This is a genomic window from Pseudoalteromonas sp. MEBiC 03485, from assembly GCF_004195145.1.
GTDB classification, from domain to species: Bacteria; Pseudomonadota; Gammaproteobacteria; order Enterobacterales; family Alteromonadaceae; genus Pseudoalteromonas; species Pseudoalteromonas apostichopi.
On the sequence record NZ_SGBT01000001.1, the window covers coordinates 3,553,138 to 3,566,056 of the forward strand.

Sequence of the window (12,919 nt, forward strand, 5' to 3'; positions counted from 1 at the left end):
ATGCTTGCAGAATTTGCTGGACTTATGCGGCAAGCCAATAGGTTACAACTAGACTAAGTTGCACCTAATAATATGTTACTTTTTTCACTTGGCGCGGTTTTACTTCGCCGATGTATAAATCGTGCACTCGTTTCATATCGAGCTGTAATTCAGTTGCGTAGGTGTCCCCTACTGCATAGGTTTTAATAACCTGTGCACCTTTGATCACACCTTGTACTTGGCTTTGTAATTGATCATTATGAGCAATGCTGTTTTGCACTGTAGTGCCTGCGGAAATTCTTTGCCCGTAAACTTGCTCAGCAAGCTCGCGGTAAGCTTCAAGCTTTGAGGCTTTAATCGCAAGTAGAGTACGCTGCGATTCATTACTGCCAGGCTGAGCACTTATTGGCGCATAACCCACAGCTTTTAGCACCGGGTAGCTATCTGGCTCAATGTAAGTGTATTCTACATGTTTATCAAAAATACTACTGCAGCCTGTTAATGCTGCGCAGGCAACTAGCCCACCTAATAGAAGTACTCGCATAATTTGCTTCCGCTTAAAACTCTTGTCTACAAATATGCACGTTTAATGCCACTGTGGTACAGTCCTTGCTCATTTAGGTTATTCAATAGTTTTAATGCTAGGTGTCAGCATGAACAATAAAACAATAGCCTGCTTAAAAAGCCTTGGCTTAGCTTTTACAATTTTGTTTTCTAACAATAGTTTAGCGCAATGGTTTGAATCTACAGGCCATGCAGTTGTAAAAAATGGCGATACTAGCCAAGCCAAATCTGCCGCCATTAAAGATGCCATTACTCAGGCGTTAGTGTTTTCTGGCGCTCGAGTAAGCTCTGTACAGACTCTAGTTGACGGGGTTTTGACGCAAGATCAGCTGAAAATAAGTAGCCACGGTGAAATCCAGAAAATAGAATTAATCAGCGAAGATCGTCATAACGACACCTATGCTATTACGCTTCGCTTAGACATCTTTGCTCAAACAGAAGAGTGCCCTGCAAACCAATACACTAAATTTATTGCTGTTACGCAAAGCCAACTTGCCAATCGCGAGCAAGCACGTATGGGCCAAATTTTTGACGTAAACAAAGCAATAAGCGAACACCTATATAATAGCTTAAGCAATACACAAATGGCAGCTAAGCCAACGGCTTATTACAACATGCCGCTAAGGGTAGATCACTTTTTCACTCAGCAATACGATTATAGTAATGCACTACTTGAGGAAATCACTAGCCGAAGTAACTCGCAATATGTGTTACTAAGTCGTATTCGTGATTTGTCGGTCAACCATAAAATTAATAACGACTATGCATTTTGGCAGGATGACAGTTTTAAGCGCGCATATAAAGTTGATTATGTGCTCTTTGATGGCACAACTTACGAAAAACTTTGGCAAAAAAGCTACCAAACAGAAGGCATTTGGCCGTATAAAAAGACTGAGATCATCGATGTTTATAGTGACCGATTTTGGGCAACCGACTATGGCCAAGCTATTAGTGATATAAACCAAACTCTAACCTATGACTTACAAGCAGCCATGGCCTGTTTGCCCACGCAAGGTAAAATACTGCATATCGAAAACGATAGGCTGATTATAAACCTTGGTAAGGCTCATGGTCTCGAGCAAGGGCAAGTTTTAAATATTGCACACCATAATTACCTAACGGATGCACAGGGTAATAAACTTCCGCATAAAATCACGACACTTAATCAGGTAAAAGTGACTCAGCTTTATCAGCAATCAGCGGTTGCCGTGAGTATTGATCAGCAACCTCTGCCTAACATTCAAATTAATGATATTGTTGAATTAGCTGCTAGCGAGTAAATGTCTTTGTAACCCCTTGTGAGCATTTAGCCAATTAGCTAATTGCTCAACACCTGCTATGTGCGGGTAATGTTTGCGTGTTGTAATAACAATTTGCCGTTGCTGGTTAGGTGCAATCGCTAAGTACTTCACTCCTTCACGTGGTGTACATGCAAGCTTAGGAACAAAGGTTACCCCATCATCCATTGCTACCAGCGCGAGTAAGGTTTCTATACTGTTACCTTTATATTGATTCGAGACTTCAACCCCAGCTGAAAAACAAAATTGCTCTGCTTGCTCCTTAAAGCAATGCCCTTCGTTTAACATTAATAAATCACAATCCTGTAATTGAGCTAAAGCGACTTCAGTGTGTTCTGCTAATACGTGTTGCTCTGACACCGCGACCAAAAAATCTTCTTTATAAAGCGGTGAAACATGATAAGGCGCTAAATCGGCTACATCAGCAACAATTGCAATATCAATCTCTCCATTATCAAGGGCCAGCAGCGTTTGTGCTGTTTGCATTTCAGTAAATGAAAATTGGGTTTCACTGAAAGCTTGCTTCATTGATGTTAATAGCGTTGGCAGTAAATAAGGTGCGATGGTAGGAATAATCCCTACATTTATTTTACCTTTTAGTGGATCGTGTGAGCTGGCGGCAATTTCTTTGAGCACTTGCGTTTGCTCAAGAATAAATGTGATCTGTTTAAGTAATTGCTCACCTTGAGCGGTGATTGTGACCTGCTTAGTTGAACGGTCAAAAATAACAACACCCAATTCTTGTTCAAGCTTTTTAACTTGCCCGCTTAGCGTAGGTTGGCTGATATAGCAGGCATCTGCTGCTTTTCTAAAGTGCTTGTACTGTGCAACCGCTTTTACATATTCAAAGTCTTTTAAATTCATAACCGCACCTTTAATAGCTTTTATCTATCATATCAATACAAACAAACGATTGGAACTATCAAAAATTAAACCGCATAATAGCACTCAACAAATCAAGAGGAATCAAAACAATGTTAAACAATATCGAAGGCCAAAAAGTACCAAACGTTACATTTGCAACTCGTGTTGACGAGCAATGGAAATCCGTTACTACTGACGAAATCTTTAAAGATAAAACGGTTGTGCTATTTGCATTACCTGGCGCATTTACACCTACTTGTTCATCAACACATTTACCACGTTATAATGAGCTTGCTGCTGTATTTAAACAAAACGGTGTTGATGACATTGTCTGTATTTCTGTAAACGATACATTCGTGATGAATGCTTGGGCGCAAAACCAAGAAGCCCAAAATATTACCCTACTGCCAGACGGCAACGGTGAGTTTACTGACGGCATGGGTATGTTAGTTGATAAAAACGACTTAGGCTTTGGTAAGCGCAGCTGGCGTTATTCTATGCTTGTAAAAGACGGCGTTATCGAAAAAATGTTTATTGAACCGCAAAAGCCAGGCGACCCATTTGAAGTATCTGACGCTGATACCATGCTTGAATACATTAACCCTGCGCAAATAAAACCAGAGTCAGTGAGCATTATTACGAAACCTAATTGCCCATTCTGTACAAAAGCTAAAGCATTATTAGAAGCAAAGGGTTATGTGTACGAAGAAATTATATTAGGTCAACACGCATCATTAACCAGCTTAAAAGCTATTTCAGGTCGTGAGACAGTACCGCAAGTATTCATAGGCGGTGAGCACATTGGTGGCTCTGACGATTTAGAAAAACACTTTGCATAATTTTCAAGTTGGGGCTGCTGAATGCAGCCCTTATATTATTTAAACACCTACAACCTATTGATTAAAAAACAAATTAACCAACTGGTCTGCTCTCACCATCACCGATATTTATATTCAAAATACCAACATCTTAGTTACCAATTTATTACATAAAGCAAAGAATGAACCTAAAATGTCTGCAGCTACATTTACTTAAACCGTAACGAAATTAAGATGATTTAATTGGAATATAAAATGAAAAAACTAATACAAGGACTGCTCCTTTCCTTGCTATGTTTCGGTGGCCAAGCTCATGCTGCGTCAACTGGTACGATCGATTTACTCACCCACCCTGTTGGCATTATATGCCTTGTTATTTTTATCTTTGCTTATGTGCTCGTCATACTCGAAGAAAAAATTCACTTACGCAAATCAAAACCCGTATTGGTTGCAGCCGGGATTATTTGGACACTTATTGCTTGGCAGTACAGTGCACAAAACTTATCCGATCTGAGCACTAACGCGTTTCGTCACGCCCTGTTAGAATTTTCAGAGTTAATGCTATTTTTGCTCGTTGCGATGACCTACATCAATGCACTAGAAGAGCGCCGTTTATTTGATGGCTTAAGAAGCTGGCTGGTTGCGAGGGGCTTTAGCTACAAGCAATTATTTTGGATAAGCGGTGTACTGGCATTTTGTATTTCACCTGTAGCCGATAACTTAACTACTGCCCTACTTTTATGTGCAGTTGTAATGAAGGTAGCAGCAAATGATAACCGCTTCATTGCTATGTCGTGCGTCAATATTGTAATAGCCGCAAATGCCGGTGGCGCATTCAGCCCATTTGGTGACATCACGACACTGATGGTTTGGCAAGCCGATGTTGTTGCCTTTACCGAGTTCTTTGTTTTATTCCTACCAGCTTTAGTCAGCTATATTATTCCTGCATTTGTTATGTCTTTATTTATCAATAACCGTCACCCGGATACGGCCGATGAAGATATTGAACTTAAACGGGGTGCGCTTCGCATATTGTGCTTATTCTTACTGACTATTTTAACCGCCGTGGTGCTAAAAACAGCCTTTGGTTTACCGCCGGTTGTGGGCATGATGATGGGCCTTGGCTATTTACAGTTTTTTGGCTACTTCTTACGCGTGACACTCCCCGGCTCCCTTGCCAGAAAACGCGCTATGGCAGAGCGCGAAGGTGACAAAGAACGCTTATCTCGCTTAGGTAACGTTGTTCCTTTTGATGTATTTAGCCGTGTATCAAGAGCCGAGTGGGACACGCTCTTGTTCTTCTATGGCATTGTAATTTGTGTTGGTGGCTTAGGGTTTATTGGCTACTTAGCACTGCTTTCTGACTTACTTTATAACAACTGGTCTGCTACCGGTGCGAACATTATTCTTGGTTTAATGTCAGCGGTAGTCGATAACATTCCTGTGATGTTTGCGGTGTTACAAATGATGCCTGATATGTCGCACGGTCAATGGCTGCTTATCACCTTAACAGCAGGTATAGGTGGCAGCCTGTTATCAATTGGCTCTGCGGCAGGGGTTGCACTAATGGGTCAAGCCCGAGGGATCTACACCTTTAATAGCCACTTAAAATGGTCACCGGTTATTTTACTCGGTTACTTTGCAGGTGTATTAACTCACTTATATCTCAATACTGCCTACTTCAGCTAAACCTCTGTAATGTTAAAGTTAAAACCCTAATCGTTTTTAGGGTTTTAACTTTGAACACTCCACAATGAGCGGTTTATAAACAGCAATGTCGCAATAAGCGGTGTTTTTGTCGCAAAAAGTCAAGATTAAGGCAGGTACTTTACTTTAGTCTAATAATTCACAAATAAGGTGAATTGAGGACACACATATGAGCCAAATGAATTCTGTTGCCATGCAAAATGGCAAGTTGCATGTAAAACAAATTGATATTCCCACTCCTGGACCCGGCCAAGTATTAGTAAAAAGCCTAGCTTGCGGTATTTGCGGTTCAGATATTCATATTACACGCCACACCAGTGATGTATTCGATATCTATAAAAACCTTGGCATAATGGCTAATGATGCAGGTGACGACCAAGAAATATTATTAGGTCATGAGTACGCGGCAGAAATCGTCAGCTACGGCCCAAATACCAAAGGCGAACTTGCTAAAGGAACCCGTGTAACCTCAGTGCCAATCTTACTCTCTGCTGGCGGTGCTGGCGTAGGTGTAACTCCAGGGCTGTATGGTGCCTATTCTGAATACTTTATCGTTGATGAAGCTTTGTTGTTACCTATTCCTGATGCAGTTCCATCAGAAGCGGCAGCCATTACAGAACCACTTGCTGTTGGCCTGCATGCAGTGAACCGCGCACAAATGCATAATGATGATGTTGCAATCGTAGTTGGTTGTGGCCCAATTGGCCTTGCCGCGATTGCCGCATTAAAGTTACAAGGCGTAAAACACATCGTTGCCTCTGATCCGCAAGAAAGCAAAAAACAAATTGCCCTTGAATTTGGCGCTACTGAATATGTTAACCCTATGGCGGATGATGAAGTGGCTAAAGCCGCTGTGCTTGCAGGTAGCAACAAGGTAGTTATTTTTGAATGCGCCGGTGTCAGCCGCTTATTAAACGACTACATTTTACGTGCGCCAGCAAAAGCAAAAATCATTGTAACAGGTGTACATACTGCACCACTTAACGTTAATTTTGCCTATGCAACTGTCAAAGAGTTAGACCTTATTTTCTCTTATTACTATCAACCAGAAGAATTTGCTCAATCACTCGAGAACATCGCTTCAGGTAAAATTGCATGGCAAAAAATGCGCACAGGAAAAGTCGGCATCGACGGCGTACAAGGTGCCTTTGATACCTTGTTTAAACCAAACGACCATATCAAAATCATCATTGAACCATGGCGCACAGGTGAGCTTGAAAAAGTAACGGGTTAATTAAGCTTAGGGGGTGCTGAGGTAACTTGGTAGCCCCTACAGGAATCGAACCTGTAACTGCCCCTTAGGAGGGGGCCGTTATATCCATTTAACTAAGAGGCCACTCAAAAGCTGAGGGATTGCTTGTAACTTGTAACTTGTAACTTGTAACTTGTAACTTGTAACTTGTAACTTGTAACTTGTAACTTGTAACTTGTAACTTGTAACTTGTAACTTGTAACTTGTAACTTGTAACTTGTAACTAAAATTATAACGGTCTAAGGCTTTGCTAATCAAGGAGAATAAACCAATCGACTCGAGAATAGCCGATTGGTGTAATGCAAGAGCTAATTAACGCTAGCTGTTGCAGATTGGATTGACTCATTTTTTAGCACAAAATACGGGATCACTTTTTGTGCGCTGGCAATAACAAGTTTTGAGTTTAAATTAATCACTCGCGCATTCACTTCTACACCATTTGGGCGATATATAAGCGTGCCTGTAAGTACATGGCTGGCAATGCGACGCTCGGCTAACTCTTCTATATCACGCGACATCACAAAATCACCACGTGAGGTCACACTAATTACATCCATCGCTTTAAAATCAACAACCCCAAAGCCAAATTTCTGCAGCTGGTGCAGCATTGTTTCCGATAGTTGATTACCAAGTTGAGAGCTGGTTTTTAAGCTTGCATCTAAATCGACAAAAGAAGTAATAGCAATTCCTAACTCACTTTCTTGTTGCATAGTATCAACTAATTCAAGCGCCATTTGCTCGACATAATTGACAACTGTTTTATGATGTTGATATGGCACAAATAGACGATGGTTAGCGTTATCCTGCTGCATGTCGTTTTGTTCAACTGCTTGCAGCATAGCAACGTAATCTAACTGACCATTTGCTGAAGCCTGTGCGTTTTTCGGCTCTGCTGATTGCTCTGGCAGCAATTGGCAGCCGGATAGCGCGAGCGTTAACGATGCTAAGATAAAACCTTTCATAGCTTACTCACTTGCTTGTTTTAGTGTAATACCATCACTACGGTTGGTGCTATCAAGGGCATCAACCACTGATTGCGGGATAAAACCCTGCGCTGACCCTACAACCGCTTTACTTGCTAAGCCAACAATACGGGCATTAACGAGCACACCACTTTGATGATTAACCAAGGTACCTGCCAATACATAATTAAAATTTTGATCTTGGCTTAGCTCTAAATAATCACGACTGAAAACATAGTCACCACTTGGCGTGACACGCATATAATCAGTAGTTTTAAAGTCAATGACAGGTACACCAAATGCGTGCAGTTCATGAATGAAACTTTCGGCAATTTGATTACCTAGCAAATTCGTTGAGTTGTAATCAGCATCAAGGTACACAAAACTTGAAACAGCAACCGGCGTGGTATCGCTAACATATTGCAAATTTTCAACTAAGTCTTGCATGATGCCACGCACATAATGATTAATATTTTTACGCGTTGGTGCAGCGGTAAAAGTGCTGTTGTTCATCACCGCCTTATTAGTTTGGAACACACTGTCGTTACTATGCGGCGCGGCGACTTCTCTTTGCGCAGTTAACTGAGGCTCATTATCATGCTGTGTTGCATCACCTGTTAACATCGAAGAGCAACCAAAGCCTAAAGGCAAACATAAAGTTAAAATTAAACGTTTCATTAAATGAGTTCCTCTTAATATTCGCTTCGATACAACTGGCCATCACGCTGCTGAACTTTTTCAGCTCCCCACATGACATTAATGGGGATCTCGGTGCTTGCTGCTGACACTATTCGCAGATCTTTGGTATTTACCAATCGGGCGTTAACTATGTAGGCATGTTGTTGCCGCGTCAGTGTGCCGGTAATAACAAAGTCAATATTCTGACGTTGACGTAAGGTATTTACATCACGACTAAGTACACTATCGGCCGATTGCTGCAAATTTAAAGTATTTTCTAACCGATACTCGATAGTATGAAAACCAAGCTGAGTAAATTGCGTTAATAAACTTTCTTGAATTTGCTGACTTAAGCCACTGCCCTGATCTTCTGCTAAATCAGTTCCTAAGCCATCAGCCATATAAAAACTGGTAACAGCAATACGAGCATTACCTTTATAAGGGCCTTGAATACGGCTCAACTGACTGCTTAAATCAGCAACGTATTGATGCACCGTATATGGTGCCATTGGCGATTTTGGAGTTTCTCTAGGGGGCGCACTTTGTGGCTCTTCAGTTAAGCTACAACCCACCAACACTAAAAAAACTGAATAAAATAACAGGCGCATAATTGCCATCCTCACTAAACTTAGTAAGTACAAAGCAATAATTATGCCTAAGTATTATTATTTGCTAGATATAGCTAGATAATAGTGAAGCAAGAAACTCTGTGATTAAAGAAAGTAAGCCGCTTTGTAATGGATCTGTTTTAAGTTATTAATCGCTACTCAGACTGAGTATGTGAGGTTGTTAAAACAGGAATAGCAAAGTTAGTTGACGCAAAAGCAGTAGCTACAGTACCTGTCCAACAAAAGGAGCTGTCACACAAGTTTGCCCTAGCTTTTTTACTATTTCACAAAATGCAGTAGCTTGAGTATAGTTTGTAAATGGACCAGCTCTTAGTCCATACACGGTTACGCCTTTGTGCTCACGCTTTTTAAAACGAAAATCCAGGCCATGCAAAACATCAGGGTAGTCTCGCTTTAGCTCTAATACACGGTGACTTACTTTTGTCGGTGTTAAATATAAACCTAATTGCACGCCCGGTTCTACTGCTTTGGCTGCTGCAATAGCTGCGCTTTGTGAATGCGTAAATGGTTGCTCAGGCTGGCTATGCTCTTGGCTCATCATACAGGCTGTTAAAACAGTTAAGCTGATGGCTATCAATAGGTATTTAGAAAAAATAGAAAAATGCATGATTACGTCGATTCTCAAAAACAGGCTTAAAACATAGCAATAAAAATGCCACCTTTAGAATGAACTTTAACCCTAAAAATATATTCGGTTGTCAGTGTAGTTACCAACCCAGCAATCAATTCCTTGCCGCTTAATAGCCTCACAATCGGCTTTGGCATTTTTCAAGTACTTATAACGGCCAAACTTAAGGCGATAATAAGTATGCTCATTTACTTTAGTAACTTCGATATTAAGTATCGGTTTTCCTTGGAAGATATTCGGCGCACGCTTAACCATTTTTTTAAATGAATAGGCAAGGCTTTGTTCTGATTCAACAGACATAAGCTGTAAAGCAAAACTGTAATTGTGCTCAGGAAACTCCGTTTTGTTTGATGACTCAGAGACAGAGTTGAGATCGATATCTTGAATCTGCTTAACATTTTCAACTGATTTATAGTTTATTGCTGCTTTATCTGGGCTCGTTTGAATTAGTACACTAAAAGTATCTGATTGCTTAAACGCTTTGTTAAAAAGGTAAGTAATATTAATATTTTTATTTTTAAGAATAGAAGGCAATGGGTTATTACTACAGCCAGCTACAGCTAGTAACACCATCAGGTATAAACTGTAACGCAAAGACTTTAAGTAACATTTCATAATCAGGATTCTTTAAAGTACCATTAAAATTAGCTTCTTATTAAAAGAAGAGCATATTGTTAGTACTTACCTGTACATCAACACTTAAAAGATAATTTGAGATATAAAACGTAACCACTAACGAATTAACGTTTCGACTATAACCTTTGTGTTAGTTATTTTTGGAAAACAGCCATAAACGAAACTATTCATTTACATTCAATAGTAACAATGCGTTAAGACAAAGGTATATCAGAAAAATCCTTTATTGGGTAATGATCGACAATTGTAAGGTTTATGTAAATAATAAAAAAGTGCCATATAGGCACTTTTATGAAGTAATTTTTGACTAGAAATCTAAATTGCTTATTTTACCAGCGACTTTATGAAGTCTGTAAGCTCACCTTTGAATTCATCACGACGCAGTGCAAACTCAACAATCGCTTTTAAATAACCAATTTTACTGCCGCAGTCATGGCTTTTACCTTTCATTGAGTAGGCATCGACAGTTTCTTTTTCCATTAGCATAGCAATCGCATCTGTTAATTGGATTTCATCGCCTGCGCCTGCAGGAGTTTTTGCAAGTAATGGCCAAATATTTTTGCTCAATACATAACGGCCAACAACAGCAAGATTTGAAGGTGCTTGCTCAATCGGAGGCTTCTCAACCATGTTTAAAATTGCAGCACTTTCACCTTGCTGGATTTTTACATCACCTAAGTCCACTACACCAAATTTATCTACTTCATTTTGCGGAACAGGCTCCACCATAATTTGGCTCTCACCTGTGCTTTCAAAGCGCTGGATCATTTCGGCTAAGTTATCTTTTTTAAGGTCGCTGGCCACATCATCAATGATCACATCCGGTAAGATAACTACAAATGGTTCATTACCTATGATAGGTGCTGCGCAGTTGATAGCATGGCCAAGACCTTTAGCTTCACCCTGACGAACTTGAATAATCGTTACATCTTTCGGGCAGATTGATTGCACTTCTGCAAGTAACTGACGCTTAACACGCTTTTCAAGCGTTGCTTCTAACTCAAAACTGGTATCAAAGTGGTTTTCTATTGAGTTTTTACTTGAATGCGTCACTAAAACAATTTCTTTAATTCCTGCAGAAATTGCTTCATTTACAACGTATTGAATCAGTGGTCGGTCAACAATAGGAAGCATTTCTTTAGGAATTGCTTTTGTCGCAGGTAACATACGCGTGCCAAGACCAGCAACTGGGATCACAGCTTTCATTGATTTCTCCTTAAATTTTATTGTTCTTACACTGAAAACGGATACTTAATTGCATCGTGACACTGATAACCTACTACTTCAAAATCGTCTTTTGTAACCCAGGTTTCAATGTCTTCAAGTGATTTAATGTTTGGGTTTATTTTTAATTCTGGTGACGCGAAAGGCTCACGCTTTAGCTGCACATCACGCATCAACTCAAGTTGGTTTTCGTAAATATGTGCATTGGCTATCTTATGATACGCCTTACCTGGTTTATGTCCGGTAATTTGTGCAACTAAAGCAAGTAGCACAAAACATTGTATCTGATTAAAGTTTAAACCTAGCGGCACATCGCAGCTGCGTTGGTATGAAGTTAAGTATAGAGTATCACCTAACAAAGAAAAGGTGTGCGTGTGCATACAAGGGCGTAAACAGCCTAGCTCAAACTCACCTGGGTTATAAAAAGTGACTATTTCACCGCGATCATCTATGCCTTTAGATAAGTTATCGATAACTTTTTTAAGTTGGTCTAGGTGACTACCGTCAGGGCGCTGCCAGCTGCGGCCTTGAACACCATAGACACGCCCCATATCATCTTCACCACGACGATGTGGGTTTTCAAGCCAAGCTTTGTTTTCGTTTGCGTTTGCATTCCAAGTCATACAGCCGATATCACGAAACTGTGCAGCACTATCGTAACCTCGTAAATAACCAAGTAATTCAGCTATGGCGGCTTTGTAAAAGCTTTTGCGTGTTGTAATTAGCGGAAACTTGTTATTCGCTACATCATACTCAAGATCAGCGTTAATAACGGTTAAACATTTGGTACCTGTGCGTTTATTCTCAACCCACACACCTTCGTCAACTATGCGCTGACATAAATCTAAATACTGTTTCATTGATTAGCTCATATTATGCTTTGCTTGCCACGCTGTGTTGCGGCTTTTTATAGGCCCATATTAACAAACCAAGACCACCAATTACCATCGGCAATGACAGTATTTGCCCCATTGAAATAACGCCTGCGAATAAACCTAAATGGGCATCTGGCTCTCGGAAATATTCAACAATAAATCTAAACACACCATAGCCAAGCAAGAACACCCCAGCAACACTTCCCGCTGGACGAGGCTTTTTAATAAACCATTGTAAAATTAAAAACAGCACCAGACCTTCTAAAAAGGCTTCGTACAGTTGAGATGGATGACGAGGCTCTGGCCCACCAGTAGGGAAGATAAACGCCCAAGGTACGTCAGTTACTCGGCCCCACAGCTCACCATTAATAAAGTTACCAATACGTCCTGCTAATAAACCGAGTGGCACTAATGGCACCACAAAGTCACCTACTTCAAATAATGACTTTTTACGTGTCCAAGCAAATATGGCGATTGCGGTAATCACACCTAAGGTACCGCCATGGAACGACATACCACCTTGGTCAATTCTGAATAAATACAGTGGGTTTTCAATAAAATAACTGAACTGATAAAACAACACATAACCAATACGACCACCGAGTATCACACCGAGCATGCCGTAAAATAACAAGTCGCTTACTTGTTCTTTTGTCCAACCTGAGTTTGGTTTTTCAGCTTGACGATTAGCAAGCCACATTGCTAAAGCAAAACCAATTAAATACATCAAACCGTACCAACGTACGCTGAGCGGGCCTACCGAAAAAATAACCGGATCGATATCTGGAAATTGAAGAGCCATAAA

The 12,919-nt window shown here is 40.4% G+C and carries 14 protein-coding genes and 1 tRNA gene; 4 read left to right on the forward strand and 11 right to left on the reverse strand.

Annotated features, from left to right (window positions below):
* Window positions 1-64: 64 nt before the first annotated feature.
* Window positions 65-523: an LPP20 family lipoprotein gene (locus EVU92_RS16345; protein ID WP_130052116.1), complete on the reverse strand. Its 459-nt coding sequence runs from the start codon at window positions 521-523 to the stop codon at window positions 65-67.
* 109 nt (window positions 524-632) lie between these two features.
* Between EVU92_RS16345 and EVU92_RS16350 the strand changes: the two genes are divergently transcribed.
* Window positions 633-1,823, forward strand: a complete 1,191-nt coding sequence (locus tag EVU92_RS16350) for a flagellar assembly protein FlgT (RefSeq protein ID WP_130052117.1) — start codon at window positions 633-635, stop codon at window positions 1,821-1,823.
* Here the strand turns inward: EVU92_RS16350 and EVU92_RS16355 are convergent.
* Window positions 1,806-2,705, reverse strand: coding sequence for a LysR substrate-binding domain-containing protein (locus EVU92_RS16355; RefSeq protein WP_130052118.1), 900 nt, complete (start codon window positions 2,703-2,705; stop codon window positions 1,806-1,808). The two genes, EVU92_RS16350 and EVU92_RS16355, sit on opposite strands and share 18 nt — an antisense overlap.
* A gap of 110 nt (window positions 2,706-2,815) precedes the next feature.
* On the opposite strand from EVU92_RS16355, the gene EVU92_RS16360 reads away from it, so the two are divergent.
* From EVU92_RS16360 to EVU92_RS16370, 3 genes are all read left to right on the forward strand, one after another.
* Window positions 2,816-3,544 (forward strand): glutathione peroxidase, encoded by a 729-nt coding sequence (locus EVU92_RS16360; protein WP_130052119.1) that lies wholly within the window; start codon window positions 2,816-2,818, stop codon window positions 3,542-3,544.
* 234 nt (window positions 3,545-3,778) lie between these two features.
* On the forward strand, window positions 3,779-5,212 hold the full coding sequence (gene nhaD / locus EVU92_RS16365; RefSeq protein WP_130052120.1) for a sodium:proton antiporter NhaD: 1,434 nt from the start codon (window positions 3,779-3,781) through the stop codon (window positions 5,210-5,212).
* Between the two features lie 187 nt (window positions 5,213-5,399).
* Complete coding sequence (locus EVU92_RS16370) at window positions 5,400-6,464, forward strand: zinc-binding dehydrogenase (RefSeq protein WP_130052121.1); 1,065 nt, start codon at window positions 5,400-5,402, stop codon at window positions 6,462-6,464.
* A 27-nt stretch (window positions 6,465-6,491) separates the two neighbouring features.
* Here the strand turns inward: EVU92_RS16370 and EVU92_RS16375 are convergent.
* From EVU92_RS16375 to lgt, 9 genes are all read right to left on the reverse strand, one after another.
* Window positions 6,492-6,566, reverse strand: a tRNA-Arg gene (locus tag EVU92_RS16375).
* A 224-nt stretch (window positions 6,567-6,790) separates the two neighbouring features.
* Complete coding sequence (locus EVU92_RS16380; RefSeq protein WP_130052122.1) at window positions 6,791-7,444, reverse strand: FlgO family outer membrane protein; 654 nt, start codon at window positions 7,442-7,444, stop codon at window positions 6,791-6,793.
* Between the two features lie 3 nt (window positions 7,445-7,447).
* The gene (locus EVU92_RS16385; RefSeq protein WP_130052123.1) at window positions 7,448-8,122 is read right to left on the reverse strand and encodes a FlgO family outer membrane protein; all 675 of its coding nucleotides are present in this window, start codon (window positions 8,120-8,122) and stop codon (window positions 7,448-7,450) included.
* Between the two features lie 14 nt (window positions 8,123-8,136).
* Window positions 8,137-8,730, reverse strand: coding sequence for a FlgO family outer membrane protein (locus EVU92_RS16390; protein WP_130052124.1), 594 nt, complete (start codon window positions 8,728-8,730; stop codon window positions 8,137-8,139).
* Between the two features lie 223 nt (window positions 8,731-8,953).
* Window positions 8,954-9,358, reverse strand: a complete 405-nt coding sequence (locus EVU92_RS16395) for an SPOR domain-containing protein (RefSeq protein ID WP_130052125.1) — start codon at window positions 9,356-9,358, stop codon at window positions 8,954-8,956.
* Between the two features lie 72 nt (window positions 9,359-9,430).
* Window positions 9,431-9,994 carry an SPOR domain-containing protein gene (locus EVU92_RS16400; protein ID WP_130052126.1) on the reverse strand — a complete coding sequence of 188 codons (564 nt, stop codon included), beginning with the start codon at window positions 9,992-9,994 and terminating at the stop codon, window positions 9,431-9,433.
* A 345-nt stretch (window positions 9,995-10,339) separates the two neighbouring features.
* Window positions 10,340-11,221 carry a UTP--glucose-1-phosphate uridylyltransferase GalU gene (gene galU, locus EVU92_RS16405; RefSeq protein WP_130052127.1) on the reverse strand — a complete coding sequence of 294 codons (882 nt, stop codon included), beginning with the start codon at window positions 11,219-11,221 and terminating at the stop codon, window positions 10,340-10,342.
* A gap of 26 nt (window positions 11,222-11,247) precedes the next feature.
* On the reverse strand, window positions 11,248-12,099 hold the full coding sequence (locus tag EVU92_RS16410; RefSeq protein ID WP_054562236.1) for a thymidylate synthase: 852 nt from the start codon (window positions 12,097-12,099) through the stop codon (window positions 11,248-11,250).
* 13 nt (window positions 12,100-12,112) lie between these two features.
* Window positions 12,113-12,916 (reverse strand): prolipoprotein diacylglyceryl transferase, encoded by an 804-nt coding sequence (gene lgt, locus EVU92_RS16415; RefSeq protein ID WP_130052128.1) that lies wholly within the window; start codon window positions 12,914-12,916, stop codon window positions 12,113-12,115.
* Between the last annotated feature and the right edge of the window lie 3 nt (window positions 12,917-12,919).

Bases quoted from the DNA above. Each gene is read 5' to 3' on its own strand.
- EVU92_RS16345 (WP_130052116.1), bottom strand. From the start codon at position 523: ATGCGAGTACTTCTATTAGGTGGGCTAGTTGCCTGCGCAGCATTAACA.
- EVU92_RS16350 (WP_130052117.1), top strand. From the start codon at position 633: ATGAACAATAAAACAATAGCCTGCTTAAAAAGCCTTGGCTTAGCTTTT.
- EVU92_RS16355 (WP_130052118.1), bottom strand. From the start codon at position 2,705: ATGAATTTAAAAGACTTTGAATATGTAAAAGCGGTTGCACAGTACAAG.
- EVU92_RS16360 (WP_130052119.1), top strand. From the start codon at position 2,816: ATGTTAAACAATATCGAAGGCCAAAAAGTACCAAACGTTACATTTGCA.
- nhaD (WP_130052120.1), top strand. From the start codon at position 3,779: ATGAAAAAACTAATACAAGGACTGCTCCTTTCCTTGCTATGTTTCGGT.
- EVU92_RS16370 (WP_130052121.1), top strand. From the start codon at position 5,400: ATGAGCCAAATGAATTCTGTTGCCATGCAAAATGGCAAGTTGCATGTA.
- EVU92_RS16380 (WP_130052122.1), bottom strand. From the start codon at position 7,444: ATGAAAGGTTTTATCTTAGCATCGTTAACGCTCGCGCTATCCGGCTGC.
- EVU92_RS16385 (WP_130052123.1), bottom strand. From the start codon at position 8,122: ATGAAACGTTTAATTTTAACTTTATGTTTGCCTTTAGGCTTTGGTTGC.
- EVU92_RS16390 (WP_130052124.1), bottom strand. From the start codon at position 8,730: ATGCGCCTGTTATTTTATTCAGTTTTTTTAGTGTTGGTGGGTTGTAGC.
- EVU92_RS16395 (WP_130052125.1), bottom strand. From the start codon at position 9,358: ATGCATTTTTCTATTTTTTCTAAATACCTATTGATAGCCATCAGCTTA.
- EVU92_RS16400 (WP_130052126.1), bottom strand. From the start codon at position 9,994: ATGAAATGTTACTTAAAGTCTTTGCGTTACAGTTTATACCTGATGGTG.
- galU (WP_130052127.1), bottom strand. From the start codon at position 11,221: ATGAAAGCTGTGATCCCAGTTGCTGGTCTTGGCACGCGTATGTTACCT.
- EVU92_RS16410 (WP_054562236.1), bottom strand. From the start codon at position 12,099: ATGAAACAGTATTTAGATTTATGTCAGCGCATAGTTGACGAAGGTGTG.
- lgt (WP_130052128.1), bottom strand. From the start codon at position 12,916: ATGGCTCTTCAATTTCCAGATATCGATCCGGTTATTTTTTCGGTAGGC.